Annotated in this window: 18 protein-coding genes and 1 tRNA gene; 10 read left to right on the plus strand and 9 right to left on the minus strand. The window is 59.2% G+C overall.

Annotation, left to right across the window (positions count from 1 at the left end; genetic code table 11):
- Positions 1–10: 10 nt before the first annotated feature.
- The 7 genes from RMR13_RS03890 to RMR13_RS03920 all read right to left on the minus strand — a co-directional run bounded on the left by RMR13_RS03890 (position 11) and on the right by RMR13_RS03920 (position 4,242).
- The gene (locus RMR13_RS03890) at positions 11–490 is read right to left on the minus strand and encodes a CarD family transcriptional regulator (protein ID WP_310599330.1); all 480 of its coding nucleotides are present in this window, start codon (positions 488–490) and stop codon (positions 11–13) included.
- A gap of 204 nt (positions 491–694) precedes the next feature.
- Positions 695–1,285 carry an aminoacyl-tRNA hydrolase gene (pth, locus tag RMR13_RS03895; RefSeq protein ID WP_310599331.1) on the minus strand — a complete coding sequence of 197 codons (591 nt, stop codon included), beginning with the start codon at positions 1,283–1,285 and terminating at the stop codon, positions 695–697.
- 105 nt (positions 1,286–1,390) lie between these two features.
- Positions 1,391–1,948 carry a 50S ribosomal protein L25 gene (locus tag RMR13_RS03900; RefSeq protein ID WP_310599332.1) on the minus strand — a complete coding sequence of 186 codons (558 nt, stop codon included), beginning with the start codon at positions 1,946–1,948 and terminating at the stop codon, positions 1,391–1,393.
- 53 nt (positions 1,949–2,001) lie between these two features.
- A complete protein-coding gene (locus RMR13_RS03905) occupies positions 2,002–2,940 on the minus strand; it encodes a ribose-phosphate pyrophosphokinase (protein ID WP_310599333.1) in 939 nt (312 codons plus the stop codon).
- Between the two features lie 29 nt (positions 2,941–2,969).
- Positions 2,970–3,044 (minus strand) — tRNA-Gln (locus RMR13_RS03910).
- 34 nt (positions 3,045–3,078) lie between these two features.
- Positions 3,079–3,984, minus strand: coding sequence for a 4-(cytidine 5'-diphospho)-2-C-methyl-D-erythritol kinase (ispE, locus tag RMR13_RS03915; RefSeq protein WP_310599346.1), 906 nt, complete (start codon positions 3,982–3,984; stop codon positions 3,079–3,081).
- 15 nt (positions 3,985–3,999) lie between these two features.
- A complete protein-coding gene (locus RMR13_RS03920) occupies positions 4,000–4,242 on the minus strand; it encodes a DUF1844 domain-containing protein (protein WP_310599334.1) in 243 nt (80 codons plus the stop codon).
- 449 nt (positions 4,243–4,691) lie between these two features.
- Here RMR13_RS03920 and gltX point away from each other — a divergent pair, with 449 nt between their 5' ends.
- The 6 genes from gltX (at position 4,692) to feoB (ending at position 11,535) form a co-directional block, all read left to right on the plus strand.
- Positions 4,692–6,179 (plus strand): glutamate--tRNA ligase, encoded by a 1,488-nt coding sequence (gltX, locus tag RMR13_RS03925; protein ID WP_310599335.1) that lies wholly within the window; start codon positions 4,692–4,694, stop codon positions 6,177–6,179.
- Between the two features lie 22 nt (positions 6,180–6,201).
- Positions 6,202–7,893, plus strand: a complete 1,692-nt coding sequence (locus RMR13_RS03930; protein WP_310599336.1) for a glutamine--tRNA ligase/YqeY domain fusion protein — start codon at positions 6,202–6,204, stop codon at positions 7,891–7,893.
- Between the two features lie 6 nt (positions 7,894–7,899).
- Complete coding sequence (locus RMR13_RS03935; protein WP_310599337.1) at positions 7,900–8,136, plus strand: FeoA family protein; 237 nt, start codon at positions 7,900–7,902, stop codon at positions 8,134–8,136.
- Positions 8,137–8,681: 545 nt separating this feature from the next.
- On the plus strand, positions 8,682–9,005 hold the full coding sequence (locus RMR13_RS03940) for a ferrous iron transport protein A (RefSeq protein ID WP_310599338.1): 324 nt from the start codon (positions 8,682–8,684) through the stop codon (positions 9,003–9,005).
- 89 nt (positions 9,006–9,094) lie between these two features.
- Complete coding sequence (locus tag RMR13_RS15365) at positions 9,095–9,265, plus strand: FeoB-associated Cys-rich membrane protein (protein ID WP_409070255.1); 171 nt, start codon at positions 9,095–9,097, stop codon at positions 9,263–9,265.
- 98 nt (positions 9,266–9,363) lie between these two features.
- Positions 9,364–11,535 (plus strand): ferrous iron transport protein B, encoded by a 2,172-nt coding sequence (feoB, locus tag RMR13_RS03945; protein WP_310599339.1) that lies wholly within the window; start codon positions 9,364–9,366, stop codon positions 11,533–11,535.
- A 9-nt stretch (positions 11,536–11,544) separates the two neighbouring features.
- Here the strand turns inward: feoB and RMR13_RS03950 are convergent, their stop codons facing one another.
- Together RMR13_RS03950 and mtnA are read right to left on the minus strand one after the other, a co-directional pair.
- Positions 11,545–12,177 (minus strand): class II aldolase/adducin family protein, encoded by a 633-nt coding sequence (locus tag RMR13_RS03950; protein WP_310599340.1) that lies wholly within the window; start codon positions 12,175–12,177, stop codon positions 11,545–11,547.
- Positions 12,174–13,265, minus strand: coding sequence for an S-methyl-5-thioribose-1-phosphate isomerase (gene mtnA, locus RMR13_RS03955; RefSeq protein ID WP_310599341.1), 1,092 nt, complete (start codon positions 13,263–13,265; stop codon positions 12,174–12,176). Before mtnA ends, RMR13_RS03950 begins: the two co-directional genes overlap by 4 nt.
- Before the next feature lie 426 nt (positions 13,266–13,691).
- On the opposite strand from mtnA, the gene RMR13_RS03960 reads away from it, so the two are divergent.
- From RMR13_RS03960 to RMR13_RS03975, 4 genes are all read left to right on the plus strand, one after another.
- Positions 13,692–15,764: an HDOD domain-containing protein gene (locus tag RMR13_RS03960; protein WP_310599342.1), complete on the plus strand. Its 2,073-nt coding sequence runs from the start codon at positions 13,692–13,694 to the stop codon at positions 15,762–15,764.
- Positions 15,765–15,901: 137 nt separating this feature from the next.
- Positions 15,902–17,827, plus strand: coding sequence for a response regulator (locus tag RMR13_RS03965; RefSeq protein WP_310599343.1), 1,926 nt, complete (start codon positions 15,902–15,904; stop codon positions 17,825–17,827).
- Between the two features lie 133 nt (positions 17,828–17,960).
- Positions 17,961–19,433, plus strand: coding sequence for a TolC family outer membrane protein (locus tag RMR13_RS03970; RefSeq protein ID WP_310599344.1), 1,473 nt, complete (start codon positions 17,961–17,963; stop codon positions 19,431–19,433).
- A gap of 161 nt (positions 19,434–19,594) precedes the next feature.
- Positions 19,595–20,438, plus strand: a protein-coding gene (locus RMR13_RS03975; RefSeq protein ID WP_409070256.1) for an IS5 family transposase whose coding sequence is annotated in 2 segments (ribosomal slippage) — positions 19,595–20,008 and positions 20,010–20,438 — 843 coding nt in all. Because the reading frame shifts where the segments join, the coding sequence is not laid out codon by codon here.
- The last annotated feature ends 5 nt before the right edge of the window (positions 20,439–20,443 follow it).

Below are 20,443 nucleotides of genomic sequence, written 5' to 3' on the forward strand. Positions count from 1 at the left end.
ACAACGAAAATCAACAAAAAAGCTTCTCGATCTGTTGTTCTATCTTGGCCTCTTCCATCTGTTTGGCCAGCGACAATTCCTTGATCAACAGATTTTTGGCGGTGTCCAACATCTTTCGTTCGCCGTAGGAGAGCTCTTTATCCTCCTTCAGCAGGAAAAGATCCCGCAGGACCACGGCCACCTCAAACACCGAGCCTGTCTTAATCTTTTCCATGTATTCGCGATAACGACGATTCCAGGTTTGCGCCGTGATCTTGACATCGCGCTCCTTCAGGATATCGATGACCCTGGGAACCTCTTCCTGGGGAATGATGGCCCGCAGGCCGAACTTGGAACTCGTGGCGATCGGAATCATGATCGTCATGTCGTTGTCCAGGATTTTCAGCACATAGAACCGCTGGTCAATCCCGCCAATGGTCTGTGTTTCTATGGCCTCGATGAGCCCGACCCCGTGGGCTGGATAGACAGCCATGTCACCTTCTGCAAACACATGCTCCTCCGAACACTAGAGAGACCCGCACCGACTGAAAAAGCGCATATCGGCTGCACTCTTAAAATACTATACTACCATATTTTTTCTTTTTTCGCAAAGATTGTATCTCGTTGTCGAAGGATTGCTTCACATGCTGTGAAATGGCGGGAAAGCGGTACATTGGCCTTCGCTTCACCGGAAACGCAACCAGCCGCGCAGGACCTATCGTCCGTTAATCCGGTTCATGCAAATGTCTATCCCTTCACGGGCAAACAATTCGCTTGCCTCGGCCACCAAGGATTTCCGTTGCGCGAACAGCAGTTGCTCGTCCCCGGTAAAACGGGAGAGCACGAATTGATCGACCGGCTGCCCCTTCACTTCAGCGCTCGTTTGGGGGCGGCCGATGCCGATTTTCATCCGGGCGAAATCCTGGGTGCCAAGATGCTGGATGATGGAGCGGATGCCGTTATGGCCGCCGGCACCGCCACGGGCCACCAGTTTGATCCGACCCGCCGCCAGGTCGATATCGTCGTGCAGCACCAAAAGATGCTCGGGAGGAATCTTGAAGTAATCAAGGAAAGAACGGACGCATTCGCCGGAGCGATTCATGTAGGTTTGCGGCTTGAGCAAAAAAATCTGCCCGCCCCATGCCCGTCCCTGGCAATAAAACCCCTGCATCTTGAGCGAATCGACCTGCCAGCCGTGGCTGTCCGCGAGATGGTCGATGAACAGAAAACCGATATTATGCCGCGTCAGCTGATATTCCCGGCCGGGGTTCCCGAGACCAGCAAGCAAAAATCGACGTTCCGCCATGGCAGCACAGAGAAAAAAACAAAAAAAACGAGCCGAAAAATTCTTTCGGCTCGTCGGTGACTCGGACAGCGGTGGCGCTGTCCAGAAAAAAGACAATCGCGCCCGTTATTGAACGGCCACGCAGGTTACAGTGGCCTTCTCCAGCATTTCGACATTGGCCGGCAACGGCAGATCGCCATAGGTCAAGCCCGCTCCGCCCTGTTCCAGGGGGGTGATATCGACGCTGATGACATCGGGAATGTCAAGCGGACAACCGCGCAGTTGCACGGTATTTTTGTAAACTTGCAACTCGCCGCCCAGATCGACGCCCTTGGCGGTGCCGACGTACTCGATCGGCACGGTGAATTTGGCCGTCTTCTGCAAATCGATCTCAAGAAAATCGACATGGAGTAACTGGCCGGTAATCGGATCTTTTTGAACTTCCTGAACCAACACGTGCCGCTCGCCAGCGCTATCGCCCTCAACCTGCAGGTTGACGACCGCATTCCGGCCATGGATGTGCAGAAGATCTTTATACAACTTCGGCGTCTCGAACTGCAGGGAAACAGGGGGCTTGCCACCGCTATACAAATTGGCGGGCGTAATCTCGTCCAGCCGCAACTGTCGCATCGGACCCTTGCCAAAAACCGTGCGCACCTTGGAATCCATACGTACCTGTAACATACAAACCTCCCCCTTTCTCCGGGACTCTAGCAACTCGTTAGTAAAAATCGAAGTTAAACAAATAAATAGCTGACGGAATCCTCATTGTGGATCCTGCGGATCGCCTCCCCCAACAAGGAGCCCACGGACAAGACTGTGATTTTTTCGCACTGCCTGACCTCCTCCTTGAGCGGGATGGAATTCGTCACCAACAGGGATTTCAGGCAGGACTTGGTGATCCGCTCGACCGCCGGACCGGAAAGCACCCCGTGGGAGCAACAGGCGTGAACCTCCTTGGCTCCCACTTTTTTCAGGATTTCAGCCCCACCGCACAGGGTGCCGGCGGTATCGACCATGTCGTCCAGCAGGATGGCCGTCTTACCGGCAACATCGCCGATGACGCGCATGGCCTCGCACTCGTTGGCCCGTTCGCGGCGTTTATCGATAATGGCCAGCCCGGCATTGAGGCGTTTGGCAAACGCCCGGGTCCGCTCCACGCCGCCGGCGTCGGGCGACACCATCACCACATCGGTGAACCTGTCGCGGATATATTTCAAGATGATGGGCGCCGCGTACAGATGATCGACGGGAATATTGAAAAAACCCTGGATCTGGCCAGCGTGCAGATCCATACACAGCACCCTGCGGGTCCCGACCACCATGAGCATTTCCGCAACCGCCTTGGCGGTGATCGGCACTCTGGGCCGCACCTTGCGATCCTGGCGGGCATAGCCGTAATAGGGCATGACCGCGGTGATCCTGCGGGCGGAGGCGCGCCGCAGGGCGTCGATCATGATCAACAACTCCATGAGGTGATCGTTGACCGGGGTACAGGTGGGTTGCACGACAAAGACGTCGGCACCGCGAACATTTTCACCGATTTCGACAGAGATTTCGCCGTCGGAGAACTGCTTCACCTCGGCCGCGCCAAGGGGCACCCCCAGATAATCACAGATTTCCTGGGCAATGGCCGGATTGGCGTTGCCGGTAAAAATCTTCATTTTATTGGGCATAATCTTCTTTCCAACTGATTCGAAGGAAATGGCTGGGGCGGGAGGATTCGAACCCCCGAATGCAAGGATCAAAACCTTGTGTCTTACCGCTTGACGACACCCCAGCCCATCACCTGACGAACAAAACGGGCCATGAATTCATTTCTCTCCGACCGGAGCGACCAGATAGCTCGCGGCAAACCGAGACTTGCACGCGGCGCAACAGGCTTCCGCTTTATGGTGGTCGGCGAAAAGGCCGAATACCGTGGGACCGGAACCCGACATCAACGCCTGAACCGCTCCGTGCCGGAGCAGTTCGCCCTTGAGCCGCTCAAGGAGCGGGTATCGGGCAACGGTCACCGTTTCGAGGTCGTTGACCAAAGGCGCATCCGGCTGAATCATGGCACCGGAATCTCCCCAACATACATCTTCAACAACACATTCTTGTAAATTTGCCAGGTTACTTGCATCTTCCTTTTTTGTCAATGCAAAAGTCTGGTACGCCCAACGAGTCGAGACGGGAAAGCCGGGATTCACCAACACGACCGAATACCCCTGCAACGATGGCACCGGCCGCAAAATCTCACCGATCCCGGTGGCAAGGGCCGCAGGGCTGTCGGCAAGAAAAAAAGGCACGTCCGCTCCCAGGCGTAGCCCCAGACCGACCAGTTCATCCGGTGCCAGGGCGGAACCGAACAACCCGTTCATCGCCCGCAGGGTCGCGGCGGCGTCGCTGCTGCCCCCCCCCAGACCTGCCGCCACCGGGATCCGTTTGCGCAATTCGATAGCAGCGCCGAGGGCAGGCAGACCATCCCGGCCTCGGACTGCCTGCAGGTACAGGTCTGCCGCCCGGTAAACGAGATTGTCGCGATCGCCGGGAACGCCGTCGCCGGTGCACGAAAAACGGATGCCCTCGCCGCAGACGGCCAATTCGATGGTATCGCAAAGATCCACCTTCTGCATCCAGGTGGAGAGAAGGTGGTAACCGTCGGGGCGGCGGCCGGTTATCCGCAGGAACAGGTTGATCTTGGCCGGAGCCCGGACAGTCACCCGGGCCGGTTGCATGCCAGCCAACGATTCTTACGTCAGCTTGACGAACCGCATCTTCAGTTCGTAGAGGATGCGGGTCAGCAGTTCGTTTTCGTCGTGGGAGAGGTTGCCCTTGGTTTTATCGGCCAGCAGCATCAGGGTGTCGATGGTGTGCTTGGCCAATTCGCGATCGACCAGCCGCTGGCCCGTCTCCGGATGCGGGAGTTCCCCCATGTGGAAGAGCGCCGATGTGTTCAGGGATAGAATAAAGGAGGAAAAGGTCACCTCCGGCATGACACACCTGCCGGACGCATCCCTGACACGCCCCTCCGGACATTCGTCGCACTGTGCTTGATTTTCACTCATGGCTGTTCGCTCGCTCTTCCAGACTCCTTGTGATTCCGGGCTCGACGCCGCGGCCCTCCCCCGCAAACGCGCCGCTGCCGGCCCCCCGCCCAAACACGGTCCGTTCCGGCGGCCGACTCGCCCCGCCAAAGCGGAAGAAGGCGGCGCGGAATACAAAGCCGAACCTGGGCGCCCGTTGCCCGAATATACTGGCATTCCGACTAGGCCACAACGGGAAAAGTACAGCGACTTGCCTGCTGCTTTGCCCACCGAAGCACACATTCAGCGACGATCGTTCAGCTTCCCCTTGAAGTGACACCGCCAAAACGCTATATAATTCAGGTTTGTCGCGCCGAAACCTGCGGCAATATCTCATGCGTCAACGGAAGGAGTGGTCCATGGAAGAAGTTCGCGTTCGCTTTCCCCCAAGCCCCACCGGCTATCTGCATATCGGGGGTGCGAGAACGGCCCTGTTCAACTGGCTTTTTGCCAAGCAGCACAACGGCAGGTTGATCCTGCGCATCGAGGACACCGACGAGGAGCGCTCCACCCAGGCCTCGATCGACGGCATCATCGACGGTTTGCAATGGCTGGGCATCGATTGGGACGAAGGCCCCTATTTCCAGACCGATTTCGCCGCCGACCACATCGCCGCCGCCGAGCGGCTGCTCGTCTCCGGCCACGCCTATAAATGCTTCTGCACCAAGGAGGAGCTGGAGAAAAAACGCGAGACCGCCATGGCCGAAAAAAAATCCGAGGTCGGCTACGACGGCACCTGCCGCCACCTCAGCGCCGAGCAGGTCCGCGACAAGGAGGCGCAAGGCATTCCGGCCACCATTCGCTTCAAGGTGCCCAAACGGCCGGGCAACCTCTTTTACAACGACGAGGTGCTGGGACGGATCGAGCGGGCCTACGGCGAAATAGAAGACTTCGTCATCGTCCGTTCCAACGGCAAACCGCTTTACCTGTTGTGCAATGTGGTCGACGACATCCGCGACCGCATCACCCACGTTATCCGCGGCCAGGACCACATGACCAACACCACCCGCCAGGTTCTGCTGTACGAAGCGCTGGAGGCCAGGCTGCCGGTGTTCGCCCACATGCCGCTCACTTTGGATTTGCAGAAACGCAAGATCTCCAAACGCAGCCACGGCGAGGTGGTAGCGGTCCAGTTTTACCGCGACATGGGCTTTATCCCCTGGGCGCTGTGCAATTTTCTCTGCCTCCTCGGTTGGAACCCGGGCAACGACCGGGAATTCTTCTCCCGCGAGGAACTGATCGAGGCCTTCAGCCTTTCCCGGATCAGCCGGGCCAACTCGGTGTTCAACTTTAAGCCGGGCGATGCCAAATTCTTCACCGATCCCAAACTGATTGCCATCAACGAGCACTATCTGCGTTCCATGGACCTGGCTGAGTTGGGCCAGCTGGTCCGCGGCGAACTCGAGGCGGAACATCTCTGGGATTCCGCCTACGAAACCAGTCGCCGCGACTGGTTTCTGGCCACGCTCGGCCTGATCCGCGACCGTTTCCACACCCTCAAGGACTTCGTCGGTGCCGGCCGCGCCTATTTCTCGGACCAATACGACATCGACCCCAAACCGCTGGCCAAGAACGTGCTCAAGCAGCCGGAACTGGCCTTCTGGCTGCCGCAGCTGGCCGAACGCTACGCCGCGCTGGCCGATTTCAATGCCGAGTCGACCGAACAGACCTGCCGGGAACTGGCCGAGGAACTGACGGTGAAACCGGGGGTACTGATCAACGCCATGCGCACCGTGCTCACCGGACAACTGGCCGGCCCTTCGATGTTCGATATCGTCACCACCTTGGGCAAAGAAAAGGTCGTGGCCCGGCTGCGCCGGACCAGCGACCTGTTTGCCGCCGCATAACATCCGCCCGGAGCATGCGATCATGACCACCGAAAAGGATTCCGCCTCCAAGCCGCTCGACTTCATCCGCCAGATCGTCGCCGACGACCTGGCTTCGGGAAAGCACCGGTCACCGGTCACCCGTTTTCCCCCCGAACCCAACGGCTTTCTCCACATCGGCCACGCCAAGTCGATCTGCCTCAATTTCGGCATCGCGGTGGAAAACGGTTCCGTCTGCCACCTACGCTTCGACGACACCAACCCGGGCAAGGAATCCACCGACTACGTCGAGTCGATCAAGCGGGACGTGCGCTGGCTAGGATTCGACTGGGGGACGCACCTGCATTACGCCTCCGACTATTTCGACCAGCTCTACGCCTACGCCCTTCAACTGATCGAAATGGGCAAGGCCTATGTCTGCGACCTGAGCGGCGACCAAATCCGGGAATACCGCGGTACTCTGACCGAACCGGGCCGGGAGAGCCCTTACCGCAACCGGTCGGCCGAGGAAAATCTCGATCTGTTCACGCGCATGCGCAACGGCGAATTCGACGAGGGCACCCGTGTGCTCCGGGCCAAGATCGACATGGGCTCGCCCAACATCGTCATGCGCGATCCGGTGCTCTATCGCATCCTCAAGTCGAGCCATCACCGCACCGGCGACAAGTGGTGCATCTACCCGATGTATGACTTCACCCACTGCCTCTCCGACATGCTGGAGACCATCACCCACTCGCTGTGCACGCTTGAATTCGAAAACAACCGCGCCCTCTACGACTGGGTGCTCGATACCCTGCAAACGCCCAACCACCCCCGCCAGATCGAATTTGCCCGGCTCAATATCAACTACACCGTGACCAGCAAGCGCAAGCTGCTGCAACTGGTGAACGAGGGCCGCGTTTCCGGTTGGGACGACCCCCGCATGCTCACCATTTCCGGCCTGCGCCGCCGGGGCTACACGCCGGCCGCCATTCGCGATTTCTGTGCCACGGTAGGCATTGGCCGCCGCGAATCCTGGATCGACATGGGGGTGCTGGAAAATGCCGCCCGCGACAATCTCAACCTGCATGCCCGCCGGGTTTTCGGGGTGCTCGACCCGCTCAAGATCGTGCTCACCAACTATCCGGAAGGGCTGACCGAAGAGATCGTCGCCCAGAATCACCCGCAAAATCCGGAGATGGGCGAACGCACCCTGCCTTTTTCCCGTGAACTGTACATCGAACGCTCCGATTTCATGGAGCAGGCGCCGAAAAAATTCTTCCGCCTCAGTGTCGGCCGGGAAGTGCGCCTGCGCTACGCCTATCTGATCACCTGCCAGGAAGTGATCAAGGATGCGCAGGGACGGATAGTGGAGTTGCGCTGCACCTACGACCCGGCCACCAAGGGCGGTTCCGCCCCCGACGGCCGCAAGGTCAAGGGCACCATCCACTGGGTTTCGGTGCCCCATGCCCTGCGGGCCGAGGTGCGGCTTTACGACCGTCTGTTCACCGTCGAGTACCCGGATGCCGACAAGGAACGAAGCTTCATGGATTTTCTCAACCCGGCCTCGCTCTCGGTCCTCGGTAACTGCATGCTGGAACCGGGACTGGCCGAGGCCGGACCGGACGACCGTTTTCAATTCGAGCGCCAGGGCTATTTCTGCCTCGACACCGCGGTAAACGTCCCGGGGGCGCCGGTATTCAACCGGATCGTCACCCTGCGCGACAGCTGGGCCAAGCAAAACGAGGCCGAGTGAGCGACCATGGCGATCGTCAACCTGCGCAAAATGGCCATCAATCAAAGCGGTACCATCGTCGCCGTCAAGGTGGGCGGCGAACTCGGCCGCCGCATCCGCGAAATGGGCCTGGTTCCGGGCACGGAAATCACCATCAAGCAACGGGCGCCCTTGAACGATCCGGTGGCGCTCAGGGTCATGGGCGGCACCCTGACCCTGCGCAACAACGAGGCCGATTACATCGAAGTGGACGTCTCCACCTGATCGCATCTCCGGTTCGACGACCCCGACGGCCCTCTTTTTTCAAACTGATGACCACTCAAATTCAGCTGATTTTATCCAGGAGGGTATTCTGCTGAAACTTCTTGTGACTTCTCCTTACTGCGTTCGTCGAAACGACCAACAAAGGACGTTTGCGACAAGAATAACGCTGGCCACATGGTCATCTCGAACGCAGTGAGAGATCTCGTTTGCTCGACCGGCTTGCCGGAGCGTCAAGAACACCGCCGATTGCCGGCAAACGAGCTCTGCTGAGGTTCGATGGTAATCAAATTTTTCAAAAGGGTGCGGGATTCTTTCCCTCCCGCATCCCTTCCTGCCGACCGATCGTCTTTTTTTCTTTTCGCGCCGAAAAAAAACGTCCCTTGTCCTTCCGGCTTGGCAAAGCTGTTGACAGCACCTATTGTTTGGTGTACCTAACACAGACTGTCCGTTCTCCAGGCAGCATGGTTTCACGGAATTTTCCGTGCAATGCGCCTCGTGAACCCCCTTGGTGGCCCGATTGATTTTCGCCGGTACTCGGCACGCGCATGAACGAGGATCAACCCGAAATTTCCTGCCGCTTCCTCAGCGACATCCAAAAGTTGTGCAAACGGCGCAAACGGTGCGGAAAACGGGTGCTGCAAACGGCAACGCCCTTGCCCGAATCGTGCTGCAACAGCCGCATGCGGGTTTGCGCCGTCACCGGCGACCGTCAGACCTGCGCCCGCATGGCCACCCTGGGCGTTCTTCCCGGCTCCGAGCTGGAATTGCTCTGCAAGGGAGGCGGCCAGCACTGCATGATCAAGGTCAACGGCGGCACCATCAGCCTGGACGCCCCGACCGCCTCCGCCATCATGGTGGCCCCGCTCTGAGCGGACGCCTACGGTTGGCGGGCAATCCGAGTTACAACGACACTCCGGCCCTGTACCGATCGGGAGCCCGGCACGCTGGAGCGTGAACCATGCAAGACATCCTGGTCATTCTCGCCGTGGCATTGGCCGCGTTTTTTACGGGACGGCGGTTGTGGCGCTCATGGCGCAATGCCGAAACCGGCTCCTGCGGCTGCGGCTGTTCCGGCTGCGACGCCCCTTCCCGGACGGCAAACAATCCTTTTCCCATGCACAAACCATGACCGCTGCCTTTGATCCGCCTGGCAGTGTCGTCCCTGGCACCCCCTGACCACCTTACCCTTCGTCTGAACCCCGAACCGACGCCCCCCTTCCGCACCCTATGGAACCAGTCCTCACCATCGCCCTGGCCGGCAACCCCAATGCCGGAAAAACCACCTTGTTCAACCATCTCACCGGCGCCCGCCAGCATGTGGGCAACTACCCCGGCATCACGGTCGAGCAAAAGGAAGGCTACTGCCTGCATCAAGGCAAGGAAGTCCGGGTGATCGACCTGCCGGGCACCTACTCGCTCACCGCCTATTCGGTCGAGGAGTTGGTGGCGCGGGATTTTCTCATCAACGAACGGCCCGACGTGGTGGTCGATGTGGTCGACTCCTCCAACCTGGAACGCAACCTCTATCTCAGTTGCCAATTCCTGGAATTGGGCGTGCCGCTGGTGATCGCCCTCAACATGATCGACGTGGCCGAAAAACGCGGCGTGACCATCAATGCCGAGAAATTGAGCGCCCGGCTCGGAGTGCCGGTGGTGCCGATCATCGCCCGGTCCGGCAAGGGGGTCGAGGAGATGCTCGACGCGGTCCTGGCGGTTGCCGCCGCCGGCATTCGGCCGCAACCGGCCTTTCTGAGCTACGGTGCGGACCTTGACCAAGCCCTGACCGACATGACGCCCGATATCACGGCCTGCGCCGACTTGACCGCGGTCTATCCCCAACGCTGGCTCGGCGTCAAGCTGCTGGAAAACGACGAGCAGATCGTCGACAAAACCATGGAGACCTACCCGGAGGCCGGCAAGAGGCTGATCGCCCGTTGCGGGACCATCGGCCAGCATCTCCAGCATACCCTCGGGGTGTACCCGGAGGCGGTGATCGCCGACCATCGGTACGGATATATCAAGTCAATCATTCACCAAGGAGTGGTCACCCGCAAATTTGTCGCCGACCGGCTGTACGCCTCGGACAAGATCGACAAAGTCGTCACCCACCGCGTCCTCGGCCCGCTGATCATGGCCGGGGTCCTGTACTGCCTGTACACCTTCACCTTCAGCTACAGCTCGGTGCCGGTCGAGTGGCTGACCGAATTCTTTGCCCTGGTCAGCAAGGGGGTCGACATGCTCCTTCCCGACGGCCCGTTCAAGTCGCTGATCATCTCGGGCGTGATCGACGGAGTCGGCGGGGTCTTCGGCTTCGTGCCGATCATCATGTTCATGTTTTTCGGGATCGCTGTGCTCGAAGACTCGGGCTACCTGGCCCGGGTCGCCTTCATGATGGACCGCATCTTCCATTTTTTCGGCCTGCACGGCTCTTCGGTGATGCCGTTCATCATCTCCGGCGGCATTGCCGGCGGCTGCGCCGTGCCTGGCGTGATGGCCGCCCGCACCCTGCGCTCGCCCAAGGAGCGAATGGCCACCCTCCTGACCGTCCCCTTCATGAACTGCGGCGCCAAGCTGCCGGTCCTCACCCTGCTGATCGGCGCCTTTTTCTCGGACCACCAAGCCCGCTACATGTTCCTCGCCACCCTGGCCGCATGGCTCATCGCCCTGTGCGTCGCCAAAATCCTGCGGCTGACCGTGCTCAAGGGCGCCTCCACCCCCTTTGTCATGGAACTGCCGCCCTACCGTTTCCCAACCCTGAAAGGACTGTTGATCCACACCTGGGAACGCACCTGGCAATACATGAAGAAGGCGGGCACGGTCATCCTCGGCATTTCCATTCTGATCTGGGCAATGATGACCTATCCCCAATTGCCGGACAACCGGGCCGCCCATTACACTGGCCTGCGGCAGGAAACGCAGCGGACCATGGCCGCGGACGAGGCGGGACTCGCGGAGGCACTGGGTAGGATCAAGACGGAAGAGGCGCAGGAAAAGCTGCGCAATTCCTTTGCCGGACGGATCGGCGTTACCCTGGAACAGGTCAGCCGGTGGGCGGGCATCGATTGGCGGACCAATATTGCCCTGATCGGCGGTTTTGCCGCCAAGGAAGTGATCGTTTCGACCCTGGGCACCGCCTATTCGCTGGGCGAGGTCGATCCGGAAGAAACCGTTTCGCTCCAGGAGCGGCTGAACAAAGATCCCAACTGGAACCCGGTGGTGGCCCTGGCGGTGCTGGCGTTCATCATGTTCTACTCGCCCTGCTTCGTCACCGTGGTCTGCATCGCCAGGGAATCCGGTTCCTGGAAATGGGCGGCCTTCTCCATGCTCTTCAACACCATCTTCGCCTTCGTTCTGGCCGTGGCGATCTACCAGATAGGCGCCCTGCTCTATTTGCGCTGACGGGATGGCCTACGGCCTGTAGTCCTTGAACCGGCACAGGATCTCGGCCATTTCTTCGGCCGGCAGCACCGGCGGTTCGGCCACTGCCAAGGCCTGGAGATAGATCCGGGCCAGCGTCTCCACCTCGATGGCCAGGGCCAAGACCCGATCGAGATCGGCACCGTAGCAGATCATGCCGTGATGGGCCAGAAGAGCCGCTGAGCGGTCGCGCAACGCCTCGATCGCCATGTCGGACAGCGCCTGGGTGCCGAAGGTGGCATAGGAAGCGCAGCGGATCGAATCGCCGCCGGCCATGGCCACCATGTAGTGGAAGGCCGGGATGGGACGCTCCAGGCAGGCCAGGGTCGTGCAATAGGGGCTATGGGCATGCAGGATGGCCCCGGCCTGGGGGTAGGCGCGGTAGATGTCGGTGTGCATCCGCCATTCGGACGAAGGCTTGCGCCGTCCCTTCACCTGGCCGGCCCAATCCAGCCAGACCATGTCTTCGGGGGTGCATTGGCCGTAGGGCAGGGCCGACGGCGTGATCCAGAACCCCTTGCCATCGCGGGCGCTGACATTGCCCGAGGCCCCCTGGTTCAAGCCATGGCCGTTCATGGCCCGGGCAGTGGCCAGCACCTGTTCCCGCACCGCCGCCCCGATCATTGCCCCTGCTCCGGGTAAAGGCTGCGCAATCCGTCGCGGCTCGCCAGACAGACGCCGCGCTCGGTGATCAAGCCGGTCACCAGCCGGGCCGGAGTGACGTCGAAGGCCGGATTGACCGCGGGGGTGGCGGCCGGCGCGATGGCCACGGTCCGCACTGTTTTGTTCTCGTCCTCTCCCTGCACCCGCAGAACCTCTTCCTCACTTCGTTCCTCGATGGGAATTTCCGCCACTCCGTCGTGCACCGTCCAATCCACGGTCGATCCCGGCAGGGCCACATAAAAGGGCACGTTGTTATCGCGAGCGGCCAGGGCTTTCAAATAGGTGCCGATTTTATTGCAGACATCGCCGCTGGCCGTGGTCCGGTCGGTGCCGACGATGCAGAGATCGACCTGGCCATGCTGCATGAGATGCCCGCCGGCATTGTCGACCAGCAGATGGTGGGGGATGCCCGCGGCCACCAACTCCCAGGCGGTCAGGCTGGCACCCTGATTGCGGGGGCGGGTTTCATCCACCCAGACGTGGACCGGAATGCCTGCGGCCGCGGCCGCATAGATCGGGGCCAGGGCCGTGCCCCAGTCGACGGTGGCCAGCCAGCCGGCATTGCAATGGGTGAGGATGTTGACCGGTTCTTGCTTTTCATGCCAGCGTTGGCTGATCAGGCCGAGGCCATGGCGGCCGATGGCCTGGTTGGTGACCACATCCTCCTCGCAAATCCGCCCGGCTTCTCGATATGCCGCGGCCAGCCGCTGCTCTTCGGGCAGAGGCAGCAGGCAGCGCAGCATCCGCTCCACTGCCCAGCGCAGATTGACGGCCGTCGGGCGGCAGCCGATCAACCGGCTCGCCATCTCTGCCAATGCCTGCGAACCGGTCGCCCGGCGCAGCCCCAAACACAGGCCGTAGGCGGCGGTGGCGCCGATCAGCGGCGCGCCCCGCACCAGCATCCGGCTGATCGCCTCGGCGGCGTCCTCCAACCGATCAAGCCGCACCACCTGAAAACGGAACGGCAGCTGGGTCTGGTCGATGATTTCCACTCCCACGCCATCCGCTGCCAGCCAAATCGAACGATACGCCTGCCCATTGACCTGCATTGTCCACCTCTTTGCCATTCGGGGGTTCCGGTCGCAGAAGGCGGCCCGGAGCAATCCCTGTAAGTGTCGTTATGCCTCTTCCTACCGGAAGCGGTCGGCAGGGGCAAGCGAATTGTGTTCGCCCTGCCGCTCCAGGGGCTGTCGCAGTCGAGCACACCAATAAACAGCAAGATCATGACAGCTAACCTATGCTTTCCGCAGGAAAAAAAGAACTTTGAGCCCAAACGGACGAATCGCATGAAAAAAAACTAACAAAAAAATAACGATTCATTCTGCCGCAACGGCTGGATTTTTCTCCAACGCTCTGCTATACAAAATATTATCACCCATCCTACAAGAGTTGCTTTCACCAACTCATCATATCTACTCATGGCCCCTGTGGACTCTGTTTTCAATACACTCAGAATCTCCGGCAATTTACCGAGCATGCCGCAGATTTTGGTTCAGTTGATCGATCAATGCCATGAAGCAGAGATTGATCTTCATGATATTGCCCATATCATCGACAAAGACGCGGCCATTAGTGCAAAGTTGCTGCAATTGGTCAACTCCGCTTTTATCGGTGCCCGCCGCCCCTTCATCAATCTCGAGCAGGCAGTAGTGTATCTCGGTGGCGACGCGATCCGTAACCTGGCGATCAGCCTGTCCGTGCAACAGGTGTTTCGCCGGGTGGAGAGCAATGGCCTGCTGTCGGTCGACCGCTTCTGGCACCACAGCCTCGTCAACGCCCTCTTGGCCCGCAATATCGCCGTTGCCACCGGTTACCCGGAGACCTCGGAAGCCTATCTGGCCGGCCTGCTGCACGATATCGGCAAGTTATTGCTCTGGATGGCTTTTCCCGGCAAGTACGCCCCGCTTCTGCTCAAGGGAATTCGGTGCCACAACGGCCGGTTGGCCTTTCTGGAGGAAGAAAAGTTCCAGATCAACCATTGCTCGGCCGGGGCCTGGCTTTGCGAACAGTGGAACCTGCCGCCCCTGCTCGCGGATGCCATCCGCTATCATCACCATCCCCTCGACCAGGTCGAGCAGGCCCTGCCGCTGACCAGGATTGCCTGCCTTGCCGATTTATTGAGCCATGGCAGCGCCGGCGACCAGGTTTGCCTGGATGCGGCCGAGCGCCTCTTTAGTTTGTCCGGCGACCAGGTTGCCGAACTGTACCAAGGAGTGGATGAGCAGGTCGAGGAACTGGCCGACCAGTTCGGTATCCACATTCCGCGCAGCGCCAAAAGTTCCCACGACCAGGAGCCGGCGAGCCAGGAAACCCACAGGGAAACATCGATCGGCCTGATCAGCCGTACCCGGGAAATCGCCCAGATGAGCGGCCTACTCGACAATCTGAGCCGAACGGAAGACACCGCCCAAATGGTGGCCGTGGTGGAACAGGGCCTGCGCATCCTCTTCAATGAAGAGGCGTGCCTGGTCATGATTTTGGACCGGAACAGCGGCGAATTACGCGCCATGGTTTCGCCCAACAACAGGTTGGCCCGGACCATGGAAGGCCTGGCTTTTTCTCCGCAGCGGTATGCCCATAGTCTGCCCGGCAAAGCTGCCCACACCGGTCAGTTGCTCCATTCCTTCGGGACAAAGGGCGAAAGCAAACCCGCTCTCAGCCTGCTCGACACCCAACTGCTGCATCTGCTCGGAACCGAGGGCATGGTGGCCATCCCCATGGTGTATCGCCAGGAAACGCTGGGGCTGCTGCTCATCGGCCTGTCTGCCAAGACCTTCGGCCATTTCAACGGTCAATGGACCTCATTCAGGCTCCTGGCCAACCATGCGGCCATTTGCATGTACATGGAGCGGGCACGCGCGATTCAGACGGAGCGGGTCGCGGCCGAACGGATGCAGGCCGCGACCATGGCCGCCAGGAAGATCGCCCACGAAATCAACAATCCCCTGGCCACCATGCGCAATTACCTCCATATCCTCAGCAGGAAAAGCGCGCAAGGCGAGCCTGTCGGCGATGAACTGGCCATTCTCGACAACGAGTTGGAGCGCCTTGGCCGCATTACCCTGGGACTGGAAAACCTGGCCCAGGAGCAAGACGAAATCCGGCCGGAGCCGCTGGATATTCACCGACTGATCGAGGAAACGCTGCGATTGTTTCAGCTCGCCGCCGTTGCCAAGGGCCACATCGATTTCTCCTACGCGCCCTGGCCCCAACCCCTGTCGATTGTGACCGATCGTCACTGCCTCAGCCAGATCCTGCAAAATCTGCTCGGCAATGCCGTGGACGCCGTGGACGGACAGGGACAGATCGTTGTCCGGACAGCGGTTGAAAACAACGGCTCCGTCCTGATATCCGTGATGGACAGCGGTCCCGGCATCGATCCCGGCATCGACGCGACCCTGTTCATGGCCGGCACCTCGACCAAAGGCGGCAACCATGGCGGACTCGGCCTGGCCATCGTCCGCAAGCTGGCCAACCGGCTCGGCGGTGCCATCAGCCACCGGTCGCAACCCGGACAGACTGTCTTCACGCTGGCTCTACCGGCCTGAAAACCTTGTCTCCATTGGAAAAATTCCATTTTTCAGTGGACTTTTACCTGGAAACGCGCTTGAATGACGCCACGTGTTCAACCGCCTGTTTTTTTGCATAATACCAATAAACATCAGCGAAAGAAGCACTCTATCCGATGCCACTCTCTGTCCTTGTTGTCGACGATGAAGTACACCTTTGCAACAGCCTCGCCATTCTGCTGAAGGCCGAAGGGTATAGGGTTGACATCGCGCACTCGGGCCAGGAGGCGCTTAGGCAGCTGCAGCGCAGTGCCTACGCGGCGGCCCTGGTGGACATGGACCTACCGGGCATGAGCGGCAACCACATCGCCGCCCTGATCGGCACTGAACATCCCGACACCGCCATTGTCATCCTCACCGGCAACGCCACCATCGACAATGCCGTGGAATCCCTGCGGCTGGGTGTCTACGACTTTCTCCGCAAGCCCTGCCCGCCGGACAGCCTCATCCGCACCATCGCCCGCGCCATCCAGCACAAGCAACTCCAACGGGATCTGCGAAACAGTGAAAAGCGGTTCCGCCAGCTGGCCCATGCGACCTGGGAAGGCATCATCATCTACGACCGGGGCGAGTTGCTGCTGGCCAACAACCAGCTGTGCAAGATGTTCGGCTACCAGGAAAGCGAGCTGCTGGGCAGACAAATCTTCGATCTTCTCCTGGACCGCAACACCATCCGCCTGATGAACGCCCCGGCCGAATCCGATCCCGTCGGGCCGTTCGAAGCACGGGGCATACGCAAGGACGGCGCCACTTTTCCCGTCGAATTCAGGGTCAAACACATCGATTACCTGGGCCGGCAGGTGCAGGTGGCCGCCATCCGCGATGTCACCGACAGCGAAATCGCCATGCAGCAAAAGATCGCGCTGATGGAAAAGCTCGCCGACGCCAAGCGCATGGAGTCGCTGGGCCTGATGGCCAGTTCCGTTGCCCACGACCTCAACAATATCATGGCCGGCATCATCACCTACCCGGAACTGCTGCTCATGGACCTGGGCGACACCTTTCAATACCGGGAAGAGTTGCTGATGATCCGCGAGGCCGGCAAGCGGGCGGCGGCGGTGGTCAACGACCTGTTGACTGTGGCCCGCGGCGCCACCTGCAAGAAAGAGGCGCACAATGTCAACGACATCATCGCCGATTACCTGAAATCGGTGGAGGCCAAAGAGCTGTGCCAGCGTTTCCCCGAGGTGCAAATCACCCCCTATCTGGAAGGCAAGCTCCACAGTATCAACTGCTCGGCCATCCACCTGGCCAAATCGATCATGAACCTGATGAACAACGCCGCCGAAGCGATCCAGGGAAAAGGGCGGATCACCATTTCCACCAAGAATGTCCGCTTCACCGCCCCCTACCTCGGTTACGAACCCATTGAACCGGGCGATTATGTCATGATTTCAGTGGAGGACGACGGACCCGGCATCTCTCCCCAGGACATCACGCAGATCTTCAGCCCCTTCTACAGCAAAAAGGTGATGGGCCGCAGCGGCACCGGTCTCGGCTTGGCGGTGGTCTGGAACACGGTCCATGACCATGGCGGTTTCCTCGATGTGGCAAGCAGCGACAAGGGTTCTCTATTTTTCATGTATTTTCCCACCAGTAAACTCAATGCGCCCCGGCCGGTCCAACCCATACAGGTCCTCAGCCTCCACCACGGCAACGGAGAAAAAATTCTGGTGGTGGACGACCAGAAAAGCCAACGCGAAATCGCAAGCCGCCTGCTCGCCCGGCTTGGTTACCACCCCCTGACCGCTCAGTCGGGCGAAGAGGCCATCGAATATATCAAGCACACGCCGGTGGATCTGGTCATCCTCGACATGATGATGGATCCCGGCATCAACGGCTGCGAGACCTACGAACGTATCCTGCGCCACGTTCCCGGCCAGAAAGCGATCATCACCAGCGGCTACTCCAACGCCGAGAACATCGGACGGGCCATGGAACTCGGCATTAGCCAATTTGTCAAAAAACCCTATTCACTTCACGAACTTGCCCAGGCCCTCCAAGTGGAAATCAACGCCGAACAACCGTCTTCCCCGCCATAAAATTCCTCTTTCCAAAAAAAAATTCCCATTCCCTAAAAAGTTTCTCCCATATCTGGTCGATATCAGCTATAGAGAGAAAATTACGAATATGTCATGTCTATTGGTTTTTATTTAACTGCCTGAGGGAATCGTTATGGTACTCAAAAAGTATTGCTCCGTCTTCGCGCTGTTGTTGGTTGGAGGCGTCCAGATCGCCGACAAACCTGGCCACGCTCAAACCCTGCAGCAAGCCGTCAACCAAATCATCACCAGCAATCCCGATGTCCGGTCGGTGGCCCACAACCGGCTGGCCAGGGATGAAGAGGTCCGGCAGGCCAAGGCCGACTATTTTCCCTCAGTGAACTTCGAGGCGGGAACCGGCAGGGACTACGTCGACAAACCGTTTGACGACGATCTCAGCCCCCAGCAGGTCAAAATCGGGGTGCGCCAGAACATTTTCGCCGGCCTTTCCACCATGAACGAGGTGGCCCGGCAAAAGGCCCGGGTCGAGTCCGAGGCGTATATCGTCCGCAGCACGGCGGACAGCACCGCGCTCAAGGCGGTGAATGTGTATCTGGAAGTCCTGAAAAGCCAGGCCATTGTCGATCTGGCCGAGGAGAACCTGACCCTGCACCAGCGCATCGCCGACCAAATCAAGCTGCGCAGCGAATCAGGGGTGGACCGGCTTGCCGATATGGATCAGATCCAAAGCCGTCTCAACCTGGCTCTTTCCAATCTCGTGGTTGCCGAACAGGGGCTGCTCGATGCCCAAACCAACTATAATGCGGTGATCGGTAACCCGCCCTTGGAGCTGACTCGTCCGGACAATCCCGCGCCTATGCTGCCCGCAAGCCGCGAAGAAGCCGAACGGCTTGCCATCGCCAATCATCCCCAGCTCAAATCAGCAGCGGCCGACCTTGAAGCCCGGCGCAAGCAGGACGAAGTGGCCAAAAGCCCCTTCATGCCGATCGTTGACTTGGAAGCGGACAAGGTTTGGGAAGAAGACACCTATCTCAGCGATTATTACGATGGCGACAAACGGGAGGATCTGCGCATTTTCCTTCGTCTGCGCTACAATCTGTTCAACGGTTGGCGGGACGAGGCACGGAAAAACGAGACCGCGCATCTGATCAACGAGGCCCGGGAAATCAAGAACCACACCTATCGCCAGGTGGTCGAGTCCATCCGGCTGTCCTGGCAGGCCCATGAAGCCTCCCAAAAGAAAATCAATTACCTCCGGCAGCGCCTGCAGTTCGCCGCCAGCACCGCCAACGCTTACACCAAGCAATGGAACATCGGCCAACGTACCCTGCTCGACGTTCTCGACGCCGAAGCCGAGCGCATCGATTCCGCCCGGCAGCTGGTCACGGCCGAGCATGATGGCCTGTATGCCGACTATAGGATTCTCAACGGGGTCGGCAAGCTGATCCCCTCGCTTGACCTGCAGTGGCCCGAGGAAGGCGCGGTCAAGGACAAGGAGTTCAACCTTTCGACGGAGCCCGAAACCGGCGCGGTCAAGAAGCCTGCGAAGAAAATCGCCCGGGCTGAAACCGAGGCCACGACCGCTTCCGCTGCTTCGGCAACAGGCCGTTCGTCAATGAAGCTGAATCCATTGACCATGGAATGATCGACGGAACCCTTCGCTCGCCCAAGCCGGCATGCTCGATGCCACCGGGCAGTGAACGGAGCGGACTTTTCCGCTGCTAAGTGTTTATCTACGAATAAATTACTCGCATTTTTCCCGCCATTGGCTCATATTCCGTTGAAAATCAAGCAATGGAGGCAGAAATGGCACGCATCAAAACCTGGGAAATTTCGGATGCATTCTGGGCGATCGTCGAATCGTTGATCCCCACAGATCCTCGCGAAAATGGAAAAGAATATGCCCGCAAGCCGGGCGGAGGCCGAAAGCCAAAATATTCGAACCGACTCTTTTTCTCCGCGATAGTGTACGTCCTGAGGACAGGAATCATATGGAATGCCTTGCCGCGGGAGAAATTTGAAGGAGTCAGCTCTGCCATGGTTCACCGAAAATTTCAGCAATGGGCAAGGGCGGGAGTATTTCGGAGCATATGGCAACGCGGGTTGGCTGAATACGATGCCATGGAAGGTATCGCCTGGCTCTGGGAGGCTGCCGACGGCTCGAACATCGAGGCGCCGCTTGCGAAAGAATCCATCGGCCCAAACCCGACGGATCGGGGAAAAAAATGGGACCAAGCGACATTTACTGGTCGACGAGAATGGCGTCCCCTTGTCACTCGTCGTCAGCGGAGCCAATCGGCACGATAGCGTCTTTCTTGACTCCCTACTGAACAATAGAGTGGTTGCCCCAGAGCACAAGGATACTCCGCAAAATCTCTGTCTTGATGCAGCATATGTGGGCAAGGAGGATACCGTTTTGTCCCATGGATTCATCCCCCACATCCGCCCACGAGGCGAAGAGAAAAAATTGATCGAAAGGGATCCATCGTTCAAGGCACGACGGTGGGTCGTTGAGTTGGCGCATTCATGGTTCAATCGATTTCGCAAATTAATACCACGATACGAGAAGACGGACCTCTCGTATATTGCACTCAACACCTTGGCGGCCGCTATGATTGTCTTGAACAAAATCATGGCTATTTATAGATAAGCACT

It is taken from the genome of Desulfobulbus sp. (assembly GCF_031547805.1).
GTDB lineage: Bacteria > Desulfobacterota > Desulfobulbia > Desulfobulbales > Desulfobulbaceae > Desulfobulbus.